Source organism: Desulfopila inferna (assembly GCF_016919005.1).
Taxonomy (GTDB): Bacteria; Desulfobacterota; Desulfobulbia; order Desulfobulbales; family Desulfocapsaceae; genus Desulfopila_A; species Desulfopila_A inferna.
Genome location: NZ_JAFFQE010000002.1, coordinates 302,730 through 321,247, shown reverse-complemented (window position 1 = coordinate 321,247; position 18,518 = coordinate 302,730). Strand labels below are relative to the sequence as shown.

Here is an 18,518-nt window from a genome sequence, read left to right as displayed (position 1 = left end):
GCTCAGCTGGGTTAGACGTTACAGACCATACGGGAGCAGCGATATAAGGGAGCAGCGATATAAAAATGTTTGATAAATCAGAGGAAAAATTTCCGGCGAAGAGAAATGATATCTTTCTGGCCCATTGCGCCATTTCCCCGATCTATGCGGGAGCAGCCGCAGCCATGAAGGAATTTGTGGATACTATGGCGAACGGCGGCATCAAGGCTTTGCCTCAATACTTCGGGGTCATCCCCGAGTTCCATGGAAATGTTGGTAAATTCCTGCGCACTTCCGCGGATAATATTTCCTATGTCCACAACACTGCAGAAGGATTATGCATGATTGCAAACGGCTATCCGTTTTCGCCGGGGGACGAGGTAATCAGCTATGTTCATGAGTATCCCAGCAATCACTACCCCTGGGCCTTGCAGAAAAAACGCGGAGTAAAGCTGATACTCCTCGGTGATACCGATCCCGCCCGAGGCTATGACGATATCGAGAGGCCGAGGGGATGGTCAATGGAAGAGCTGGAAGAGCGGATTACCCCGAGGACTCGGATTGTAGCCCTGAGTCACGTCCAGTTTACCAGCGGCTTTGCCGCCGATCTTAGCTCCCTCGGCGCCTTGTGCAGGGAGAAAAATATAGACCTGATTGTCGATTGTGCTCAGAGTTTAGGGGTCTTACCGGTCTTTCCCGAAGAGTTCCAGGCATCGGCTGTAATCGCCTCCGGCTGGAAATGGCTGATGGGGCCGAAGGGATCGGCACTGCTCTATACCTCGCCGGAATTGAGAGGGAAACTTGAGGAAACCATGGCAGGCCCGGGACTGATGCGCCAGGGCCTTGATTATCTTGATCATAGCTGGGCTCCCCACGGAGATGGCAGGATGTTTGAATATTCAACGCTTCCCTGGGATCATATAGTGGCAATGAATGTTCTTTTCAGGGAGATCTTTCTCAAATATGACATAAAGGAGATACGTGAAGAGGTCTTTCGTCTGCAGGATGTGCTTCTGGATCATCTGGATCAGGGCAGCCTGCGGTTTCTCCGGTTTAATAAAGAAAACCGCTCGGGAATTCTTGCTGCGGAATCGGCCGCTAACCCTGCGGAAACGGTGAAGGCACTGGCACAGGCCGGAGTTATAATCTCTGCACCTGTCGGCTATCTGCGCTTTGCCCCTCATTTCTATAATGATGATGGGCAGATCATTGCTGCCGCTCAAAAAGTTAATGAAATTCTAGTGAGATAAGCGGCTAATTTTTACCATCCGGTGGCTTCGATGTTGAAATTCGCTGGGAAAGGTTGTACAAAGTGAGGATCCACCTAAGCAGTGTGTTAGTAGCCGTGTATTCTGACATGAGACATTTATCACGATTATTTTAAACATGAAGTAAACCATGGGGGAAGAAATGGTAAAAAAAGGAGTGATGCTGCTTGTTTTATTGATACTTCCGGCACTTGTTTCCGCCGGGGAAAAGAATCCGTGGGATGTAAAGCTGCCTTTCAAAGAGGCAACCATTGAATATTCTCTCAGTGGGATGCAGGAAGGAACAGAGAGTCTCTACATTAAAAACTCAGGTAAGGAAACTGCAAAATATCATAGCTCAGTGATGAGTATGATGGGCATGAAACAAGAGACAAAAACCGCTGAATTTGTCGATCCGGAGTGGATTTATACCTATGACCTTGTGGAGGGCACCGGAGTAAAGGCGGCGAATCCACAGAAGTATATGATTGAGGAATACAACAAGCTCAGCAAGAAAGAAAAGGAGCAGGTTCTCAAAAACAGCGAGAAGATGAGTGCCGGACCAATGCTCGGTGGGATTTCCGTAGATGTTGAGAAAAATGCTGAAACAATCCTTGGCTATCCCTGTGACAGGGTCAACGTTATGGGAGCAACGGTATATTCCATCCATGAAACCGGGCTGCCCCTGAAGACGGAATCGAATATGATGGGCATGAAAATGCTGGCGGAAGCCACAAAAGTGGATGAAGGTTCGGCACCCGGGAAATATTTCGAACATCCTGAAGGCATCACTGCAGCTCTTGACCCCGAAGCCGATGCCATGTCCAGGACTATGGCCAGGGAGACCATTGCCATTCTGAAGGATCCGGAAGCGGCCGAGAAAATGCAGGGCCAGCCGATGCCGTCTAACCCTCAGCAGCCGCAGTTGACTCCTGAAGAGCAACAGGAAATGGAGCAGGCTATGGAAGCAATGAAAAATATCTTTGGGAATTGACCTGCAGAGAATTACCAATCCGCATCTGAAAACGATCCAGCCGATTTGGACTCTTTCAGTACCCTCTTGAGGGGTATAAGAAATTTTAGACAGATACTCAAAGGCGCCGGGATTTTTCCCGGCGCCTTTATTCGTTATATCCTTAGTCCCTTATCAGTAATTATGCCGGCCTTCCAATTATCCTTTGACAACCGTGATGACAGGTGAAACAATCAGGAAAGAAAAGAGTCAAAAAACTGTTGACAGTATCGGGAGGGTTGGCTATATTCCCCGCTTGCTACGCTGCTCCGGTGTACTAATTTCTACAGCACATCGGTACTCAACCGGAAGAAACAGCAGGCACATTTTGAGTAAACATAATCCTCGGTAGCTCAGTCGGTAGAGCAGGTGGCTGTTAACCACCTTGTCGGCGGTTCGAATCCGTCCCGGGGAGCCAAACATAGATACAAAACCTCGTGGGGCATCCCCACGAGGTTTTGTCGTTTTCGGAAGTTTCTTCCGGATGCTCCTTCCTTGAGGCTGCGAGGCAAATGCCGGGGCATCTTGTCAGTGATTATGCTCTGCCGCTTCCTGAGTGGAATGATTTTCGCCACCGTATCCTCCCCCGTTTTTCCCCTCTATTTTCTCAACCTGTTGCCTATATTCTTCAGAAGAGATCTGGGGTATTTCCAGGGCCAGAGCCGCGACTCCATACAACTCGGAATCGCTATGTGTCCGGCCGAATGCCGGCATTCCGGTCATCTTGATGCCATGATTGACGATCCAGTAAATCTCGGAAGGGCTGCGCTCCTCTTGAATGTGCCCGGAAATCATGTCGGGGGGCGCCGGGTAGAGGTCCTCGGCAAATTCCTCAGCCTGGTAGCCCGGGGCTCCGTGGCAGAGCCGGCACATTCCGTGGTAATGCGAAAAGGCGGCTGACCTGATCCTGGCGTCGCCGAGGTCCGGTACCCGGACATCTTCACTGCGTTTGGCAATGGAGCGGTCACGCAGCATTTCGATATAATATGATATTACTCCGGTGTGGGGTTTTGTGGCGGCGATATTGTAAACGCCTGTCCAGGCGAACACAAGCGCCGCCGCCGCTAAAAGAATTACGGTGAAGATAAGGGAAAATATGAATTTCATAGTTCGTCTCCGTTCATTTTTAACAATCCTGTAGGAATCATGTGACGCTTCAGGATTGTCAGATTAAAAATTTCTGAGAGCGCGGGGCAGAACGAAACTTCAAGCACAGCATGGCCGATCGCTGATCGGTCGGTCGTGACCGCAGGATAATTGCCGGGGATGGGCAATTTTTCGGGAAAATTACCAGATCACAATTCTTGTACAAAAAATTGTATGCGAAGAGACAGCGATTTACAAATTTGATTTGAAAAAAAAGCCGCCCAGCCCTCCGAGCATCAGAGGATTCTCAAGATCAGGCGGGAATAAAGGAATCTATGTAATTATTCAGCGCACTAACCGGGAGGCCCCGGCCGCTATTTTAAAAGTAACAATATTTGTTACTTAGAAGAAGGTTGACCAGTATTATTTGGCCAACCACCTGTCTGTAACTGTTTAGAGGTAAGCACCCTGACGGGCATAAACTCCGACTCCGGGTGTGCTGCTGAATAGTTACGATCTATTTCAACTCATATTTGTCGGCATAACCTCGGGGCGTAACCATCTTTCCCTCCCAGATATAGGTCTGTGAGTTGCCGATAATGACAGTGGACTGCATGCCGATATCTGCATCCTGCAGCTTCTCAAGAGTGGTGATGGTGATTTCTTCATTTTCTCTGGTGGCTGCAGTGACAATACCCACGGGAGTTGCAGGATCGCGGTGGTCCAGGAAAATCCGAGCGGCCCTGACGATCTGTTCCGTTCTTTTCTTTGATTTGGGGTTGTATATTGCCACGACAAAATCAGCCGCCGCCGCTGCTATCAGCCGTTTTTCAATAACCGGCCAGGGCGTGAGCAGGTCGGAAAGACTGATGGCGGCAAAGTCATGCATCAGCGGAGCACCGAGCCTGGCCGCACAGCCGTTTACCGCGGCGATTCCGGGGATCACCTCGATTATACAACTGCTGCCGGCATCTTTTGCCATTTCGAAGACCAGTCCTGCCATGGCATAGATTCCCGGGTCACCTCCGGAGACCAGAGCCACTGTATTACCCGCTGAGGCTAGCTCCAGTGATTTTCTGCAGCGGTCCACTTCCTTCATCATCTCCGAGGCCACAACTTCCTTACCCACGAGATATTCCTTAATCAAATCCAGATAGGTGCGGTAGCCGACGATGATATCCGATTCATGAAGAGCAGCGGAGGCTGCGGGAGTCAGGTGTTCAAGTGATCCAGGACCTGTGCCGACAACATAAAGTCTGCCCTGGCCACTGCCATTGTGATGTTCCGCCATTTTCGTTTCCTGCTGAGTAGAGTGTTGGTATCTGCGCTCAAAAGCGAGGCGGGCTCGGCTACGCCTATGGCGCCGACTGCCTTGAGTGCGGCATCTGATCTGCTTACGTTGGTTATGGTGTTGATGGTGTCCCGATCGAAAAAATCAATGGACCAGCCGTTTTTCCGCGCAAAAAGAAGCAGACCCTCTTCGTCGTTTTTCACATCGATGGTCGCCAGATTACGCACCGAAAGAGTGGAGAAGCCAAGATCTTCGAAAAGTCCGGCCAAGGCCTCTTCGAATTCATGCACGGGGGTATTGCGGTTGCAGCCGACTCCGACAACCAGGTTGTGAGGATGGAGGCTGAGAGTACCACGCGGAGGCAACCGATGACTGATCACCAGATCCGCTTCGCTGATGGCCTTCACCAGACAGAGCCCCGGAGGCAGTTGAGCGAGATCGACATCGCAGAAAACTCTCAGTGACCCGTTGTTGACCAGCATGCCGGCGGCCGCGGTAAAAACGCCTTCATCTGCGGCACGAAGCTTTTGTTCGGCCGCCCAGAGATCAAGAGGCACAAGTCCCAGAGTATCCGAGGCGGTGGTGATCACTGCTGTACCACCCGTTATTCCGGCAATTCTGCGGGCCAGGGTGTTGCCGCCGCCCAGGTGCCCGGAGAGAAGGCTGATCACATGGTCTCCCTTTTCATCAAGGACAATGACTGCCGGATCGCTATGCTTATCCCGCAGCAGTCCGGCAATGGAACGTACAACAATACCTGTTGCCATAATACAGACAAAGGCATCATAGGCCTGCCAGTTTGTCTTTAGGGCTGCACCTACACCATAATTGCTGGAAAGCACCCGGCAACCCGGCAAATCATCGGCAATCGCGCCGGCGAGTTTTTTGCCGCCCCTGGTGAGTGCCAGCACTGCGATCTTCATTATTCGCTGCCCTTGCGGTATTCGTGAGTGAAGGTCTTGTCATAGAGTTTCGACAAACTCGGCGGCGGCGCCTGGGCCAGGACCTCGCCCACGGCAATAATCGCGGTCTTGCGAATTCCGGCCCCCTTGACCTTGGCGCCGATATCCGTCAGGGTACCGCGAATCTGCCGCTCTTCCGGCCAGCTGACCTTTTCGACCACGGCAACGGGAGTGCTTCTGCTGTAGCCCCCGGCGAGAAGGTCCTCCACTACTTCATCAATCATGGAAATGCTCAAGAGGATCAACATGGTGGCTTGATGGGAGGCCAGCAGCGGCAGGGATTCCTGCTCCGGTACAGGTGTCCGCCCGGCCCTTCGGGTGATGATCACCGTCTGGGAGATATCCGGCAGGGTGAGTTCGGTGGAGAGCGCCGCGGCAGTGGCTGTAGCCGAACTGACCCCGGGAATGACCTTGAAGGGAATTTCCTCCTGCTCAAGTACGGCCAGCTGTTCGTTGATGGCTCCGTATATGGCGGGATCGCCGGTATGAAGGCGCACCACCTTTTTGCTTTTACGCCAGCTGTCGATAAGAAGAGCCAGTACCTCGTCTAGGTTCAGGCCAGCGGAATTGTGTATTTCCGCAGACAAACCTTGAAGCAGCGCCGGGGGCACCAGGCTTCCGGTGTAGACGATCACATCCGCCTCCCTGAGCAGACGTTGTCCCTTGACGGTGATCAGTTCGGGATCGCCGGGGCCTGCGCCGACAAAGTGGATTGGATTGGTCATGCTTTCCTCACGATCATGGTTGAAAAATAGTGGATTTCCTCCAGGGCAGCCTGCTGCAGGTCACGCCGGATGCGCTGCTCCTGCAGGCTGGTTCTTTCCACCAGCACCGCCTTGTCTAGGAGATTGAGTTCTTCAAAGAGGCCCACCAGCCGGGGCATCACCCGATGCACCTTCATCAGCACGACGCAATCGAAATTTTCAAGGATCTCCTTGAGCTTGTCATCCTCGAAGGTTGCAGGAATCACCACCATGCGCTCATTGCCAAGACAGAGCGGGACCGCTGCCGCTGCAGAGGTTGCCCCGATTGCCGAGACGCCGGGAATGATTTCCACCTCCATATCCTTAACCGTTTCCATCAGGGTTTCAAAAATGTAGAATCCGGTACTGTAGATGGCGGGATCCCCCAGGGTCGGGAAGGCCACATCCCGGCCGTTTTCAAGATGATCGGCGATAATTGCCGCCGCCTCCTGCCAGGCCCGTTCCACCTCGGGATGGGCCGGTTGACCGGCATGCACTTTTTTCATGGGAAAATGGTGGGTCAGAATTTCTTTCTGTTCCCCGTTGATCAACCCGGAGGCGATGCCCAGCGCCGTACTGTTGCCGTTTTTATGGGCGGCCGGAGCAAGCCACACCGGGCTCTTCTTCAATATGCGTACTGCCTTGAGGGTCATCAGTTCCGGATCGCCCGGGCCAACCCCTACAACATAAAACCTTCCCTTCATTTTCGTCCCACCATTATGGTTATAGGATTAAAACCCAGAGGGCCGTCCGGCCCCGTTCTCGTTACCTCAATCGTGCTTGATGTTACTGTCATTCCCTGCGCCCCCATTAGTGCTGGAGCTTCTTCTGTGGTTCTTGCCGTCACCCCGTTGACTATCAACCTGCCGCCTTTGTGAAGTCTGGAGGCGGACTCTCTGATAATGCTCTCCAGTTCACCGCCGCTGCCGCCGACAAATACAGCATCGGGATCAGGCAGAGCACCAATCATATCTGCTGCCCTGCCGGCAACCGGGATGATGTTGAACAGGCTGAACCTGCGGATATTTTCCTTAATGTTTTCCAGCTCCGCGCCGTTGTGCTCCACGGTGTAGACCTCGAGCTCTCTATGCATGGCGGCGGCCTCCATGGAGATCGAGCCGCTGCCGCCGCCGATATCCCAGAATACGCCGCGGCGCGGCAGCCGCAGGCGGTGCAGGGTGGCGGCGCGAACTTCATCCTTGGTGATCAGGCCCCGGCTGTGGGAGATTTCATCCTCGTACAGGCCAAAAACAGGCCTCTCCGGGATTTCAGGGAGCAGGACACAGAGCACATTGAGATCCCCGCAGCGCATCCCGGCGATTTCATCGAGTGAGCCGCTGCTGATCTTTTCCTGCGCACTGCCCAGATTTTCGGCGACATGCAGGCGGCAGTTTTTCCTGATATTCTCTTCACCGATGAGGTGCAGATATTCCAGAATCGAGGCGGCAATACGATTGGGGCTGTGCCTGCGGTCGGTAAAGATGAAGGTTTTTCTCCGGGCCAGCAGCAGACCCGGAATATGTTGGGCCGTGCGGCCGTGGAGACTGACCACGGCGGCATCATGCCAACCCATGCCGAATCGTGCAAAAGCCTGTTGCAGCGAAGAGAGGGCGGGAAAAACCCGGACCCGCTCTCTGCCGAACCGCTCGATGATCCTGGTGCCGATCCCGAAAAAAAGCGGATCACCGCTGGCCAGAACGGCAATATTGCCCGATGGAATCACCTCTGCAATTTTTGTAAAAGCCTGATCGAGAGGGGTTATCGGCCGCACCTCAGCCAGGCTGTCCCCGACAAAAGCGGCAAGCCGCGAGGAGGTGAGAATAAGGCTGCAGCGGCGCAACAATTCCTTGTGGCGGGCGGGCAGCTCCGAACCATCAATTCCTATGATATAGATCTCAGACATGCTCCACCACCTGGGCCCGGGCATCGACAAGATAGACCTTCACCTTTTTGCCGGAGATTTTCTCCCCATAGTGCCGGGCTTTCCTGCAAATTTGCCGGACAACGTCACTGCGTCCGGCATCCTCAAGGTGGCTATACATCTCCCGGGCGGTATTGGAATTCTGCAGTTTGGTCAACAGGGGAGGTTCAACGTCGCAACCCTGCAGCATCAGCGCCGCATCCTGCATTTCCAGGGCGCCGTTGCGGACATGGGTCTGCGGGATCTGCATGGCCGCCTTCATGATCTTAGCCCACATTCCTGCCAGATGAACTGTCTCGAAACCTTTCTCGCCGGCTTTACGCAGAGAAAACTCCAGATAATCTCCCATCATCGCATAGGCTTCGATGGCCAGCGGCAAAAGTGACTGTGCTCCTTTCTCCGAGGTGCGGCCGGTGGAGAGCACGATATCCTCAAGGCCGGCCTCCCGGGCAACGTTCATGGAGGCCACGATTGTGGCTTTCCAGGCATCTGCGGAAACCGGTCTGACGATCCCGGTGGTGCCCAGAATCGACAAGCCGCCGATAATGCCCAATCTTTTGTTCAAGGTCTTTTCGGCAAGCATTTCTCCGGCGGGGATGGAGATCGATACATGAACGATTCGCTCTTTTTCCACCTCCTGCAAGGCCTTAAGGATCATCTGTCTGGGTACCGGATTGATTGCCGGTTCGCCCACCGGCACCGCCAGTCCGGGCTTGGTGATCCTGCCCACGCCTTCTCCGGCGCTAAGATGCATATTCTCCATGACGATGTCATTGTTTTCAGCCATACCCGTCTCGGGAAAAGACACAGTTGCACAGATCTCGGCTTTGTTGGTGACATCGGGGTCATCGCCGGCGTCCTTGACGATGGAGGCCATGGCTCCACGGGGCAGGGCTTTCGCGCGGCACACTTCAAAACGATGAAGGCTGCCGTCGGGAAAGGTGAGTTCCACCGAATCGGGCGGCATCCCCTGCCGGGCGGTGATCAGCGCTGCCTTTGCCGCTGCAGCCGCACAGGCACCGGTGGTATAGCCGCTTCTGAGCCTCTTTGCCATTATTCTGCCGCCAGACGGATGAGGGCATTGATGATGGCCGCCGCCACCGGGCTGCCGCCTTTGCGTCCCAGGCTGGTGACGAAATGCAGGCTCGACTGGTTGAGCAGGGCCTTGGATTCCGCGGCGTTGACAAAACCCACCGGCACTCCGACAATCAGGGGCATATTTTCCTGTGCAGTTCCTTCCAGCATCTTCAGCATCTTCAACAGGGCGGTGGGGGCGTTGCCGATGGCGACAATACCGATATTTCCCTGCATGCCCTGCTCGATGGCCATCTCCGCACGGGTGGTATTCGCGGCTATGGCGGCGCTTTTTACCTGTTCATCGGCAATGTTGCAGACCACGGTGTTGCCCCATCGGCTGAGCAGCGGCTTGCTGATGCCGGTGGCCACCATATTGACATCGGTGAGAATGTTTTTGCCCTGCTGCAAGGCACCAATGCCGCGCTCTATTGCCTCATTGGAAAAGCGCAGGTTTTCGGCAAAGGAGAAATCGCCGGTGGCATGAATGACCCGCTGCACCACCTTGAAGGTCGTGGCGTCGAAGTTGTGCGGACCAAGTTCTTCCGCGATCATGCGGAAGCTTTCCGCCTCAATTTCCAGTGGGCCGATTTTGTGGATGGTAACTGGCATAATTAATCCTTGCAGAATTGAATAAAGTTGTGGACAGCCTGTTCGTTGGAACCGAAATGGAGATGCATATAGCCGCCGATCACATTATTGCGGCGGTATCCTTCCTCGGTGGCGTTATCGACCCGGTAGACACGTTCGATGGAATCGTTTGGTTCGATGCGGGAGTAGTGAAATTCATGACCGCGCAGCACCGTTCCGGCAGGGCCGAAGAAGGTTGCCGCCGTAGTGCTGATCTCGCGGTAGCCGAGGCTTGCCCGCCGGGTCTGCATCACGGTCGTGGCGGGGAAGACGGCGGCCATTGGATGAAAGCACCCCTCCGGGTCGGTGATGCCTTCGGAGAGATACATAAAGCCGCCGCATTCGGCGTAAAGCGGCCTGCCGGCCTCGGCCCATTGCCGAATTTCCCTGAGCATGGAATGGTTGCCGCTGAGCTCTGCGCCATAAAGCTCGGGATAGCCGCCGCCCAGGTAGATACCATCAAGTCCCTGGGGCAGATGCTCATCCTGCAGTGGACTGAAGTAGCAGATCTCGGCCCCGGCCCGACGAAAAATATCAAGGTTGTCTTCATAGTAAAAGCAGAAGGCCTTATCCCGGGCAACCCCGAGGCGCATGATACTCTCAGCTGATTTCTGCCGCTTCGCGGGAGCCGGCGGCCCTGGCATCGCGGCGATTTCCAGCAACCGGTCCATATCGATATGTTCGATGACCGTTTCGGCAAGTTTCTCTATCTTCTCCCCGGTCACCGGCATTTCCTCACCCATATGCAGGCCCAGATGTCTGCTGGGAATGGTGAAGTCCAAAGTACGCGGCAGATACCCGAGAATCTCGGCCCGGCAATGCTGTTCTATGGCACCTCTGACCAGATGGAGATGCCGGCTGCTGCCAACCATGTTCAGGATGACGCCCTTCACTTCGACAGCAGGGTCGAGTGTTTCAAAGCCCTTCAAAACGGCCGCAGCGCTCTCCGCGGTGGAGCGTACATCAAGAACCAGAATCACCGGAATATCGAGTGCTTTCGCCAGCGCCGCGCTGGAGGCCGGGCCGCCGTCGAACATGCCCATGACACCTTCCACCACGCCGATATCGACTTTCGTCATATGGCGGGCGAAACAGTCGCGGCAGAATTGTTCACCGGCCATCCACAGATCAAGATTGCGGGAGATCTTGCCAGTGACCAGCTTATGCAGGCTGGGATCGATAAAATCCGGTCCGCATTTGTACGGCATCACCGAATGGCCGAGTCTGTCCAGGGCGGCCATCAGTCCCAGGGTGATGGTTGTTTTACCCGAGCCGCTCTGCGTTCCGGCGATAACAAAAGCCCGGCTGCTCATGGTTTGTCTCCGGAAAGCGCCACTTCCAGGGGATAAAGATGGCCGTAGAGCTGCATAATTCCCTCAAGCAGACGCAGGGTCGGTCTGGAGACGAGATGCTCATCGATCAGCACGATCCGGTTTTCCCTTACCGCCTTGATGGCCCGAAAGCCGGTTTCGTTGCGGATGGTATCGATATCCACCGGATTCATCCTCCCTTTCTGGGCGATAAAGACATCGATCTTGGCGGCATGAGAGAGGATCCGCTCCTTGGAATATGCGGCAATGTTGGTATTGCGGATCTGCCCGGCATCTGTTGCCACATTTCGTCCTCCGGCCTGCTCCAGGGCGAAGAGGGCGATGGAGGAGGGGGCGAAGGTTTTCATCTTGCGATGCATCGATTCAAAATAGACCCATGGTCGCTCGTCCTGAGGAATGCGGGAGACATAAGCGCCGATGGCGTCTATCCCGGCCCTGAAATGCTCTATCATATCCTCCGCGTTTTTCTGCCTGCCGCTCAGTCTGCCCAACTCCCGCCAGTAATGAAAAATTTCATCGACCGTGGTGGGCTGCAGTGAAACCACGGCAATACCGGCCTCACGCAGTTTGGCCATCAGCTGGGGATAGGAGCGTTCTATCATGGGCCGCACCAGGATGAGATCCGGACCGGCGGCAATAAACCTCTCCGGGTCCTCGCGATAGGAAAAACGCGGCTTGTCCAAGATATTGGCAGGAAAATTATCCGAGGGGGAGATGCCGATAAGTTGGTCTGCGGCGCCCATGCTGACCAGATTTTCGGTATGAGCGGAGTACAGCGATATGATGCGCTTATAGGTTTTGCCGGTATCGTTCCGAGTGGAGGCTGCCGCCGGAGCGGTGCAGAACACCAGAGAGCAGAGGATGGCAAGAAGAGCGGTTTTCCTTGATTCCCACCGGAGAATAGAGAGAGTGCGCAGCAAATGGACTGAGATTGCCGGATTCATATATTTTTTCATAACCCAAGAGTGATTTGATAATAACAGAAGCCGATAATAATCACGCATGCCGCTCTGACCAGCTGGCTCACCGCCACCAGTTCCATGGCCAGCCGAGGAGGAAAGATCCCCACATAATAGGGGAGCTGATGCCGAATCGCCCGGATGGGTGCGGCCAGGATATTGCCGGCCAGCAGGGCCAGCACCACCTCCCGAATATCCAGACTGTTGTTGGCCAGCAGAGCGCTTGCCGCGGCCAGTCCGGCTGAGAATTCTGCGGTTACATGAAGAATAACGATGCCCAGGCTCTGCGGAGGGAGCCAGCTGAGAAACCAGGCGGCGGCAAAAATTTCTTCAAGCCGGTCAAAAACATTGAAGCGGCCGAGGATATAGAAAAGGACATACGCCGGCACCAGAAACAGCGCGATCCTCTTCATTCGCTTTTTCAGTCTCTTCATACTCTTCTTTAGCGCCTCGCGCACGGTCGGCTTTTTCGCAGCCTTTTGCGGGGGGGCGGCCGGAGTTTTGGGTTTTTTCAGCAGCAGCCTGCTTATCGCCACCACCGTCAGGGTCTGCAGGAGCGCAGCCAGAAAGGTGATGCCGACATAAATTACGGCAGCTCCTTTGATGAGCGGGACGGTAAGAAAGAAAACAGTGGGCAGGTGGAGAAAATAGCGGGGCAGCGAGTTGAAAAGATTGGCGAGAATCATTTCCTTTTTCTCCAGCTTGCCCTTGTCCAGCGCTTCCGCCAGCATGGTATTGGCCGACACTCCGGAGACAAAGGCCATGGTAAAACTTGCTCCGGTAATTGCCGAAAGGTGGCCCAGGCGGATCAGAGGACGGGCCAGCGCGGCCAGATGGTTTGTCCATTTGAGCGATTCGATCAGGCTGGCTGCCACCAGGCCGAGCGCAACGAAGATGAGGATGCGCGTCAGCGGCCAGAGAAGCTGCGACCATATTTCAGCGGGCAGTAGAGTGTCCATAAATAAAAAAAATCCCGGAGCGCTTTGACACGTTCCGGGATTACCCTGATTTATCCACGAAATGGTTAGTCCCTCACCGTTCCAGGGTGAATGCGGACTTGTTGTACCAGACAGGTCTTCTGACTCTCGGTTCTTCCTCCTCTCGCGTCTTCCCACACCTGGTGCAGTGACATTGTTTGCGAGATTCGTCTCCGATTACAGCGGCGGGTCCGTTCCTGATTTGCACAGGATTCCCTATTAAGCTTGCGCATCTGATATCTATCGTTATTAAACTTGTTACCAGAAAACTCCACAACCGTCAAGCAGCCTCATCTCCTGCTTTGTGCGCAATATCTTTTCCGCCTGAACTCACCTGGGGCAATGGAGCTGGCGGTTCCGGCGACATCACTGATATAGTTGCTGAAACAGCTCCTGCACATCGGGAAATTCCGGCTGAACAAAAAAGGCTTTTAATTGTCCCGGAAGATCGGGAGAATTTTCCCGGCCGCTCATGAAGAGAGGGCATCAGGTCATGCTGAGGTCGATTCTCTGATTTTGCTATAGGCGATCAGGAAACCGATGGAAAAGAATCCGGCAAGCAGTCCCAGCAGAAAAGCCCAGGTGTAAACGCCGGTTATATCGATGGTCCACCCGCAAATTACAGGAGATATGATGGAACCGAGGCCTAAAAAGACGGTCCACAGACCGACGACGCTCCCCGTCTGGTTCCGGGGAAAGGAATCCGATGCCGCGGCCGCATACATAGGCCAGACTGCGCCATAGGCCAGCCCGTAAAGGCCGGCTGCTGCGTAAAGCGTCCCTGCAGTTCCCGCCAGCGCCATTCCCAGGCAGGCCGTTCCCATGATACTGCTGCACAGTATCATGACCTTGCCTCTGCCTATTCGGTCGGAAAGCGGCCCCAGGGTCAATTGGCCGATGACGCCCATGAGGGCGATGATTCCGACAAAGCGGGTGGAGACGGCATAATCCAAATGCAGGGATTCGGTGGCATACACCGGCAGAAAGGTAAAAGGAACAAGCACATTGAAGCCGATCAGGAGGTACGACATGCCGACCATCCAGAATCCTCTGCTGCGGAGCAGGGTTTTGTACATGATCCCCACATAGATGATGCGTTCGTGCGCGGAAACCAGGCGCTCTTCCACTGCTTCCGGATTGCGCACCAGAATCAGGTTAAGCACGGCTACCGCCATACCGAAAACCCCCATGCTTATCCAGCCCGTCCGCCAGCCGAACCCAGAAACCAGAACCGGCAGCAGCCCGCTCCACAACGGAATACCCAGGCCGATTCCGATCGAAACAACAGACAACGCTGTTCCCCGCTTGTTGTCCGGCACCCATTTCTGCACCAGGGAAGCTACCGGCGCCCAGCAGGCGGCATGGCCCAGACCGGCAATTGAAAAAAACAGACATGCCTGAGCAAATCCTGTGACCTGGGCCATCATCAGGGCGCCCAGGCCCAGAACGGCCGGAAAGACCGTGAGCAAAAGACGGAAGTTGAACAGATCCGACAGAGTGCCCATAATTGGTGTGAAAATGGTATAGACAATGAAATAGACGGCGAAAATCGTGCCGGCCTGGGTCTTGGAAATTCCCAGGGCCGGCAGCATTTCCGGCAAAAGCATGCCATAGCCGTATCGAATGGAATAGGCAATAGAGACGGTGAAAAAACATGCTGCGATGATGGCGTATGCCCGTTTGCTCACATAAATGCCCTATAGTTTGAATCTGCTTTTGGGTTTTTACAGCGGCGGGGCCGTTCCCGATTCGCACAGGATGAGCTGTTAAAGCTGGTTCCAGACAGGCTAAAACAGAACCAGCCGGCACAACCTATCAATTTATAGTTACTGAACGTGTTACCAGAAAGCGCCGCCATCGTCAAGCGGCCTCATCGTCTTCAGTGCCGGCTGTCTATTCAGTTAAAAAACCTACTGGACAACCAGATTATGGTCTCTGGCTGTATCCCTGATGTGATCGACGAAAATATCGGCAAAAGCATCATTAGATCCAAGGCCCTGCAAGACAGGCTGCACCTCGTAGCCGCTCTTTTCCAGTACAGATTTCCAGGACTCCCCATCTTCTCCGGCCATATCGTTGACGGCGTGATCTCCCGCCACGATCATGAACGGTTTGATGATGATTTTCTTCCTGGTGGTGGCGTCGAGCTGATCGAGGACATCCTGCAGGGACGGATGTCCTTCGACAACACCGATGAAAGTCTCCACATCCGGGTATGCGCGGCGCATCTCCCTCTGCGTGTCGGCGTAGATTCCCGTCGACCAGTGCTGATTGCCATGGCCCATATAGACGAGGATTGCATCTTCGCTTGCTGCCAGTTGGGCATCGGCGGCCAATGTCTGGACAGCGGCGGCCACATCTTCGTGATAATTGTAGCGGGCTCCCGGCATTCCCAGGGCAGGTCGGCCCATTACCACAGAGTCAAAGGGTCGCCAGCGCTCCTTCATGGTCTCGATAGAGCCCAGGGCGCGGACATAACTGTTCAGGTCATGAGACTGTTCCATGTAAAACATGTGGGTAGGCTGCACAATGATGTTGCGATACCCCTCCTCGCGCAGATCGCCGATGGTGGAGATAATATTCTTTACATAGAGGATGTCTTCCGGGATGCCCTGATCCAGCCACTGCTGCGCCTCAATCTGGCGTTTGCGCCAGATTGAGCGGATTATGTTGGAGGTAAAGGTAATCCTTACCTCTGTTTGCGGGTAGGCCTTCTCGACCCGATCTACAATGTTGTTGATGGCTTCGACTGCTCGTGGAACCGTGGTACCGAAGCTGGCCACCACGATAGCTGTCTTGTCCTGCTTTTCCGCATCCCGGGCCTGGCTCGGCAACGCCGGGATAAACAGCATAAGCGACAGAACGGCGGAAATGACAACAATCTGAATTCTTCTGGGCATAATAATTTTCTCCTGGTGGTGATGGTGATGAAATGTCATTCCCGTGCCTGGTATAGTTGTACAGACACTACCTGATAAAGTACCCCGACACTCTCCAGGTCTCATCATTTTCCACCATCAGGGTTAGTGTTTCACGACCCTCTTTTTTCTCTACAAAAGAGGAGTTGAAAAAGATGATCAGGTAGCGGCCGTCGGGGGCACCGGGCAATGTATCGTGGGCCTCTGTCGATGCCAATTCACGTGTCAGCATATCACCCAGCGATTCCCTGGCTCCCTGAACCGCCACCCTCCACTGCTCCCGGGTAACATTCCTCCTGAAAAGCGAGCTTGCCGCTTCCCAGCTTTCCTCATATTGTCCCTGATCGACAAGATTCAGCCAGTACAGGGCAGACTCAACCGCCTCCTTTTCAGATGCTTTAATCGAAATTGGAAAACCGCTTTGAAAAAGGAGCAGGCCCGCAAAAATGAGGAGAAGGTATCTTTTCATAAGTGATCCTTTGTAGAAAATAAAAAAAATCCCCGAACCAATTACAATACAATGTATTCATTGATTCGGGGATACCCTGATTTTTCCACGAATAATCGATACCTTTCAGCCACGAAGATATCAAACATTTCTTCAGACAGGTCTTCTGACTCCCGGTTCATTTTACTTGCTGCGCCTTCCCATCTGCCAGGCAGACAGTGACTTCGTTGCAGCGTTCATCCCCGGTTACAGCGGCGGGCCCGTTCCGGATTTTCACCGGATTCCCTCTTAAACTCACAATGGAGCACCTGAAAAACTTCTTAATGAATAGAGAAATTCCGCAGCGATGTCAACCGAAAAAAGGATAGAAGTGTGTAGGGAAATTGATATGTCTTGGAGCCATATGTTAGTCAGGTAATCCATGTCGGGGGTAAAGTCCGGTTTCAGCATATTGTCCAGGAAATCAGCACCCCTGAGAAAAGTAATGGACAATATCTATAAATCCCTTGCATAATGAAATTTGATGGTGTACATATCCTTGGTTCAGATTAACACCTTCACATAAATCGGGGCGTAGCGCAGCCTGGTTAGCGCGCCTGCCTTGGGAGCAGGAGGTCGTAGGTTCGAATCCTACCGCCCCGACCACGAAATAGCACAAAAAAACATATAAGGATCTAGAGTTTTGCTCTAGGTCCTTTTTTTATTGAAGTGCAATAAGTGCGCGAAATGCAGCCGGTCTGGATTGGGGATAGATCGGCGACTCTCATGAGAAACGCAGCTAAACATCATTTTTCCGATGGATTTTTAGCACACTCACAGGATCCCAGTTTTTTCTCGGCTTAATGCGTTCTTCAATGGTGAATTTCTGTTTTGAAGAACATTTGTACCGTGAACTGCTAAAACCAATTCTCATTGGCACTTGATTTGAGTTTACTCCTTTGTTTGCAAGCCTCTGCAGCTCCGGGATGGCGAAAATGATTGAAAACCCGCAAGTGATTGAAAACATGTTAGTATTTTTTATGAAAGATAGTAACTGGATTATCAGAAGCGAAAAACCATCAGACATTAAGGCGATCGACGAGGTTACACAGGCAGCTTTTGAAGATCATTCTTTCAGCCAAAACACAGAGCATTTTATCATTAATGATCTCCGTGCCGATGACGCACTGACCATATCGCTGGTGTCTGAGGTTGATGGGCGGATTGTTGGGCATATAGCCTTTTCATCCGTTACGATTTCCGATGGAACAACGAACTGGCATGGCCTTGGTCCGGTATCTGTGCTACCGGAATATCAAGGACGCCGGATAGGCACGACGCTGATCAACAGTGGATTAGCCTTGCTGGAATCCATTAGCAGCAAAGGCTGTGTGCTAGTGGGATTACCTACATACTTCAATAGGTTTGGTTTTTGGAACCGCCCTCAGTTAATCCACGAGGGAACGCCACAAGAAGTTTTTGTGGCAAGGTCGCTTGTTGGGCGGGTGCCAAGTGGGACAGTTGAGTTCCATCAGGCATTTAAACAGTTGTCAATGGTTGAAAAAGACGCCATCGCCGATGTTATTATCGACTATGCTATTGCTGGTATAAAGCTTGATCCTTCGAACCCGGCGATTGAAAGTCTAATAAAAAAGGGGATTTTGACTGAAACACCAGATGGTAAGTTCCTGATGCAACCCTCGGCGCTGACAGAATATGACTCATACCTTGCTCAGGTTGGCCAATTTAGAGCTACAGAAATGAGCCGTGTACACAAAAATCCGATGTTGGCGGCAATTAAGTATGGTTAGGTCAATTGAATGAGACCCAGAACTATCTCTTTCCAGCAGCTTTTAAAAGGTGTCCTTTTTTCCTCTTTCGTCTAGTCCTTCTGCCATTTGCTTACCTTGCAATACAATATTTTTGTCATACTTTATTTTTAAGTTGATTCTGGAAACTTC

General features: G+C 53.2%; 17 protein-coding genes, 2 tRNA genes and 2 riboswitches. Of the genes, 5 read left to right on the top strand and 14 right to left on the bottom strand.

The window, feature by feature from the left end; genetic code table 11:
* Nucleotides 1–65: 65 nt before the first annotated feature.
* The 3 genes from JWG88_RS05465 to JWG88_RS05455 all read left to right on the top strand — a co-directional run bounded on the left by JWG88_RS05465 (nt 66) and on the right by JWG88_RS05455 (nt 2,656).
* The gene (locus tag JWG88_RS05465) at nt 66–1,229 is read left to right on the top strand and encodes an aminotransferase class V-fold PLP-dependent enzyme (RefSeq protein ID WP_205232701.1); all 1,164 of its coding nucleotides are present in this window, start codon (nt 66–68) and stop codon (nt 1,227–1,229) included.
* 160 nt (nt 1,230–1,389) lie between these two features.
* Nucleotides 1,390–2,220: a hypothetical protein gene (locus JWG88_RS05460; protein ID WP_205232700.1), complete on the top strand. Its 831-nt coding sequence runs from the start codon at nt 1,390–1,392 to the stop codon at nt 2,218–2,220.
* Between the two features lie 360 nt (nt 2,221–2,580).
* Nucleotides 2,581–2,656, top strand: a tRNA-Asn gene (locus JWG88_RS05455).
* A gap of 110 nt (nt 2,657–2,766) precedes the next feature.
* Here JWG88_RS05455 and JWG88_RS05450 read toward each other — a convergent pair.
* The 14 genes from JWG88_RS05450 to JWG88_RS05385 form a co-directional block, all read right to left on the bottom strand.
* Nucleotides 2,767–3,345: a c-type cytochrome gene (locus tag JWG88_RS05450; RefSeq protein ID WP_205232699.1), complete on the bottom strand. Its 579-nt coding sequence runs from the start codon at nt 3,343–3,345 to the stop codon at nt 2,767–2,769.
* 496 nt (nt 3,346–3,841) lie between these two features.
* A complete protein-coding gene (gene cobJ, locus JWG88_RS05445) occupies nt 3,842–4,615 on the bottom strand; it encodes a precorrin-3B C(17)-methyltransferase (RefSeq protein WP_205232698.1) in 774 nt (257 codons plus the stop codon).
* Nucleotides 4,537–5,538, bottom strand: coding sequence for a cobalt-precorrin 5A hydrolase (locus JWG88_RS05440; RefSeq protein ID WP_205232697.1), 1,002 nt, complete (start codon nt 5,536–5,538; stop codon nt 4,537–4,539). The genes cobJ and JWG88_RS05440 overlap by 79 nt, the downstream gene beginning before the upstream one ends.
* Nucleotides 5,538–6,302, bottom strand: a complete 765-nt coding sequence (gene cobM, locus JWG88_RS05435; protein WP_205232696.1) for a precorrin-4 C(11)-methyltransferase — start codon at nt 6,300–6,302, stop codon at nt 5,538–5,540. Before cobM ends, JWG88_RS05440 begins: the two co-directional genes overlap by 1 nt.
* Complete coding sequence (gene cobI, locus JWG88_RS05430; protein ID WP_205232695.1) at nt 6,299–7,024, bottom strand: precorrin-2 C(20)-methyltransferase; 726 nt, start codon at nt 7,022–7,024, stop codon at nt 6,299–6,301. The genes cobM and cobI overlap by 4 nt, the downstream gene beginning before the upstream one ends.
* Nucleotides 7,021–8,223 (bottom strand): precorrin-6y C5,15-methyltransferase (decarboxylating) subunit CbiE, encoded by a 1,203-nt coding sequence (cbiE, locus tag JWG88_RS05425; protein ID WP_205232694.1) that lies wholly within the window; start codon nt 8,221–8,223, stop codon nt 7,021–7,023. The genes cobI and cbiE overlap by 4 nt, the downstream gene beginning before the upstream one ends.
* Nucleotides 8,216–9,295, bottom strand: a complete 1,080-nt coding sequence (gene cbiD, locus JWG88_RS05420) for a cobalt-precorrin-5B (C(1))-methyltransferase CbiD (RefSeq protein ID WP_205232693.1) — start codon at nt 9,293–9,295, stop codon at nt 8,216–8,218. The genes cbiE and cbiD overlap by 8 nt, the downstream gene beginning before the upstream one ends.
* Nucleotides 9,295–9,927 carry a precorrin-8X methylmutase gene (locus tag JWG88_RS05415; protein WP_205232692.1) on the bottom strand — a complete coding sequence of 211 codons (633 nt, stop codon included), beginning with the start codon at nt 9,925–9,927 and terminating at the stop codon, nt 9,295–9,297. The genes cbiD and JWG88_RS05415 overlap by 1 nt, the downstream gene beginning before the upstream one ends.
* Nucleotides 9,928–9,929: 2 nt before the next feature.
* Entirely contained in the window at nt 9,930–11,258 is a 1,329-nt protein-coding gene (locus JWG88_RS05410; RefSeq protein ID WP_240194289.1) for a cobyrinic acid a,c-diamide synthase CobB, read from the bottom strand.
* Nucleotides 11,255–12,220: an ABC transporter substrate-binding protein gene (locus JWG88_RS05405; RefSeq protein ID WP_240194288.1), complete on the bottom strand. Its 966-nt coding sequence runs from the start codon at nt 12,218–12,220 to the stop codon at nt 11,255–11,257. Before JWG88_RS05405 ends, JWG88_RS05410 begins: the two co-directional genes overlap by 4 nt.
* An 8-nt stretch (nt 12,221–12,228) precedes the next feature.
* Nucleotides 12,229–13,194 (bottom strand): hypothetical protein, encoded by a 966-nt coding sequence (locus JWG88_RS05400; protein WP_205232690.1) that lies wholly within the window; start codon nt 13,192–13,194, stop codon nt 12,229–12,231.
* Between the two features lie 92 nt (nt 13,195–13,286).
* Nucleotides 13,287–13,464: riboswitch (cobalamin riboswitch) on the bottom strand.
* A gap of 239 nt (nt 13,465–13,703) precedes the next feature.
* Nucleotides 13,704–14,900 (bottom strand): MFS transporter, encoded by a 1,197-nt coding sequence (locus JWG88_RS05395; protein ID WP_205232689.1) that lies wholly within the window; start codon nt 14,898–14,900, stop codon nt 13,704–13,706.
* Nucleotides 14,901–15,122: 222 nt separating this feature from the next.
* Entirely contained in the window at nt 15,123–16,112 is a 990-nt protein-coding gene (locus JWG88_RS05390) for a sirohydrochlorin cobaltochelatase (protein ID WP_205232688.1), read from the bottom strand.
* Nucleotides 16,113–16,179: 67 nt separating this feature from the next.
* A complete protein-coding gene (locus JWG88_RS05385) occupies nt 16,180–16,599 on the bottom strand; it encodes a DUF4019 domain-containing protein (protein WP_205232687.1) in 420 nt (139 codons plus the stop codon).
* A 118-nt stretch (nt 16,600–16,717) separates the two neighbouring features.
* A riboswitch (cobalamin riboswitch) is annotated at nt 16,718–16,905 on the bottom strand.
* 240 nt (nt 16,906–17,145) lie between these two features.
* On the opposite strand from JWG88_RS05385, the gene JWG88_RS05380 reads away from it, so the two are divergent.
* Together JWG88_RS05380 and JWG88_RS05375 are read left to right on the top strand one after the other, a co-directional pair.
* Nucleotides 17,146–17,223 (top strand) — tRNA-Pro (locus JWG88_RS05380).
* A gap of 320 nt (nt 17,224–17,543) precedes the next feature.
* Complete coding sequence (locus JWG88_RS05375) at nt 17,544–18,368, top strand: GNAT family N-acetyltransferase (RefSeq protein WP_205232686.1); 825 nt, start codon at nt 17,544–17,546, stop codon at nt 18,366–18,368.
* Nucleotides 18,369–18,518: the final 150 nt, after the last annotated feature.

Coding starts and splice junctions, on each gene's coding strand:
- cobI (WP_205232695.1), bottom strand. CDS start 7,024: ATGAAGGGAAGGTTTTATGTTGTAGGGGTTGGCCCGGGCGATCCGGAA.
- JWG88_RS05460 (WP_205232700.1), top strand. CDS start 1,390: ATGGTAAAAAAAGGAGTGATGCTGCTTGTTTTATTGATACTTCCGGCA.
- JWG88_RS05390 (WP_205232688.1), bottom strand. CDS start 16,112: ATGCCCAGAAGAATTCAGATTGTTGTCATTTCCGCCGTTCTGTCGCTT.
- JWG88_RS05415 (WP_205232692.1), bottom strand. CDS start 9,927: ATGCCAGTTACCATCCACAAAATCGGCCCACTGGAAATTGAGGCGGAA.
- cbiE (WP_205232694.1), bottom strand. CDS start 8,223: ATGTCTGAGATCTATATCATAGGAATTGATGGTTCGGAGCTGCCCGCC.
- JWG88_RS05450 (WP_205232699.1), bottom strand. CDS start 3,345: ATGAAATTCATATTTTCCCTTATCTTCACCGTAATTCTTTTAGCGGCG.
- JWG88_RS05410 (WP_240194289.1), bottom strand. CDS start 11,258: ATGAGCAGCCGGGCTTTTGTTATCGCCGGAACGCAGAGCGGCTCGGGT.
- cobM (WP_205232696.1), bottom strand. CDS start 6,302: ATGACCAATCCAATCCACTTTGTCGGCGCAGGCCCCGGCGATCCCGAA.
- JWG88_RS05465 (WP_205232701.1), top strand. CDS start 66: ATGTTTGATAAATCAGAGGAAAAATTTCCGGCGAAGAGAAATGATATC.
- cobJ (WP_205232698.1), bottom strand. CDS start 4,615: ATGGCGGAACATCACAATGGCAGTGGCCAGGGCAGACTTTATGTTGTC.
- JWG88_RS05400 (WP_205232690.1), bottom strand. CDS start 13,194: ATGGACACTCTACTGCCCGCTGAAATATGGTCGCAGCTTCTCTGGCCG.
- JWG88_RS05375 (WP_205232686.1), top strand. CDS start 17,544: ATGGCGAAAATGATTGAAAACCCGCAAGTGATTGAAAACATGTTAGTA.
- cbiD (WP_205232693.1), bottom strand. CDS start 9,295: ATGGCAAAGAGGCTCAGAAGCGGCTATACCACCGGTGCCTGTGCGGCT.
- JWG88_RS05385 (WP_205232687.1), bottom strand. CDS start 16,599: ATGAAAAGATACCTTCTCCTCATTTTTGCGGGCCTGCTCCTTTTTCAA.
- JWG88_RS05405 (WP_240194288.1), bottom strand. CDS start 12,220: ATGAATCCGGCAATCTCAGTCCATTTGCTGCGCACTCTCTCTATTCTC.
- JWG88_RS05440 (WP_205232697.1), bottom strand. CDS start 5,538: ATGAAGATCGCAGTGCTGGCACTCACCAGGGGCGGCAAAAAACTCGCC.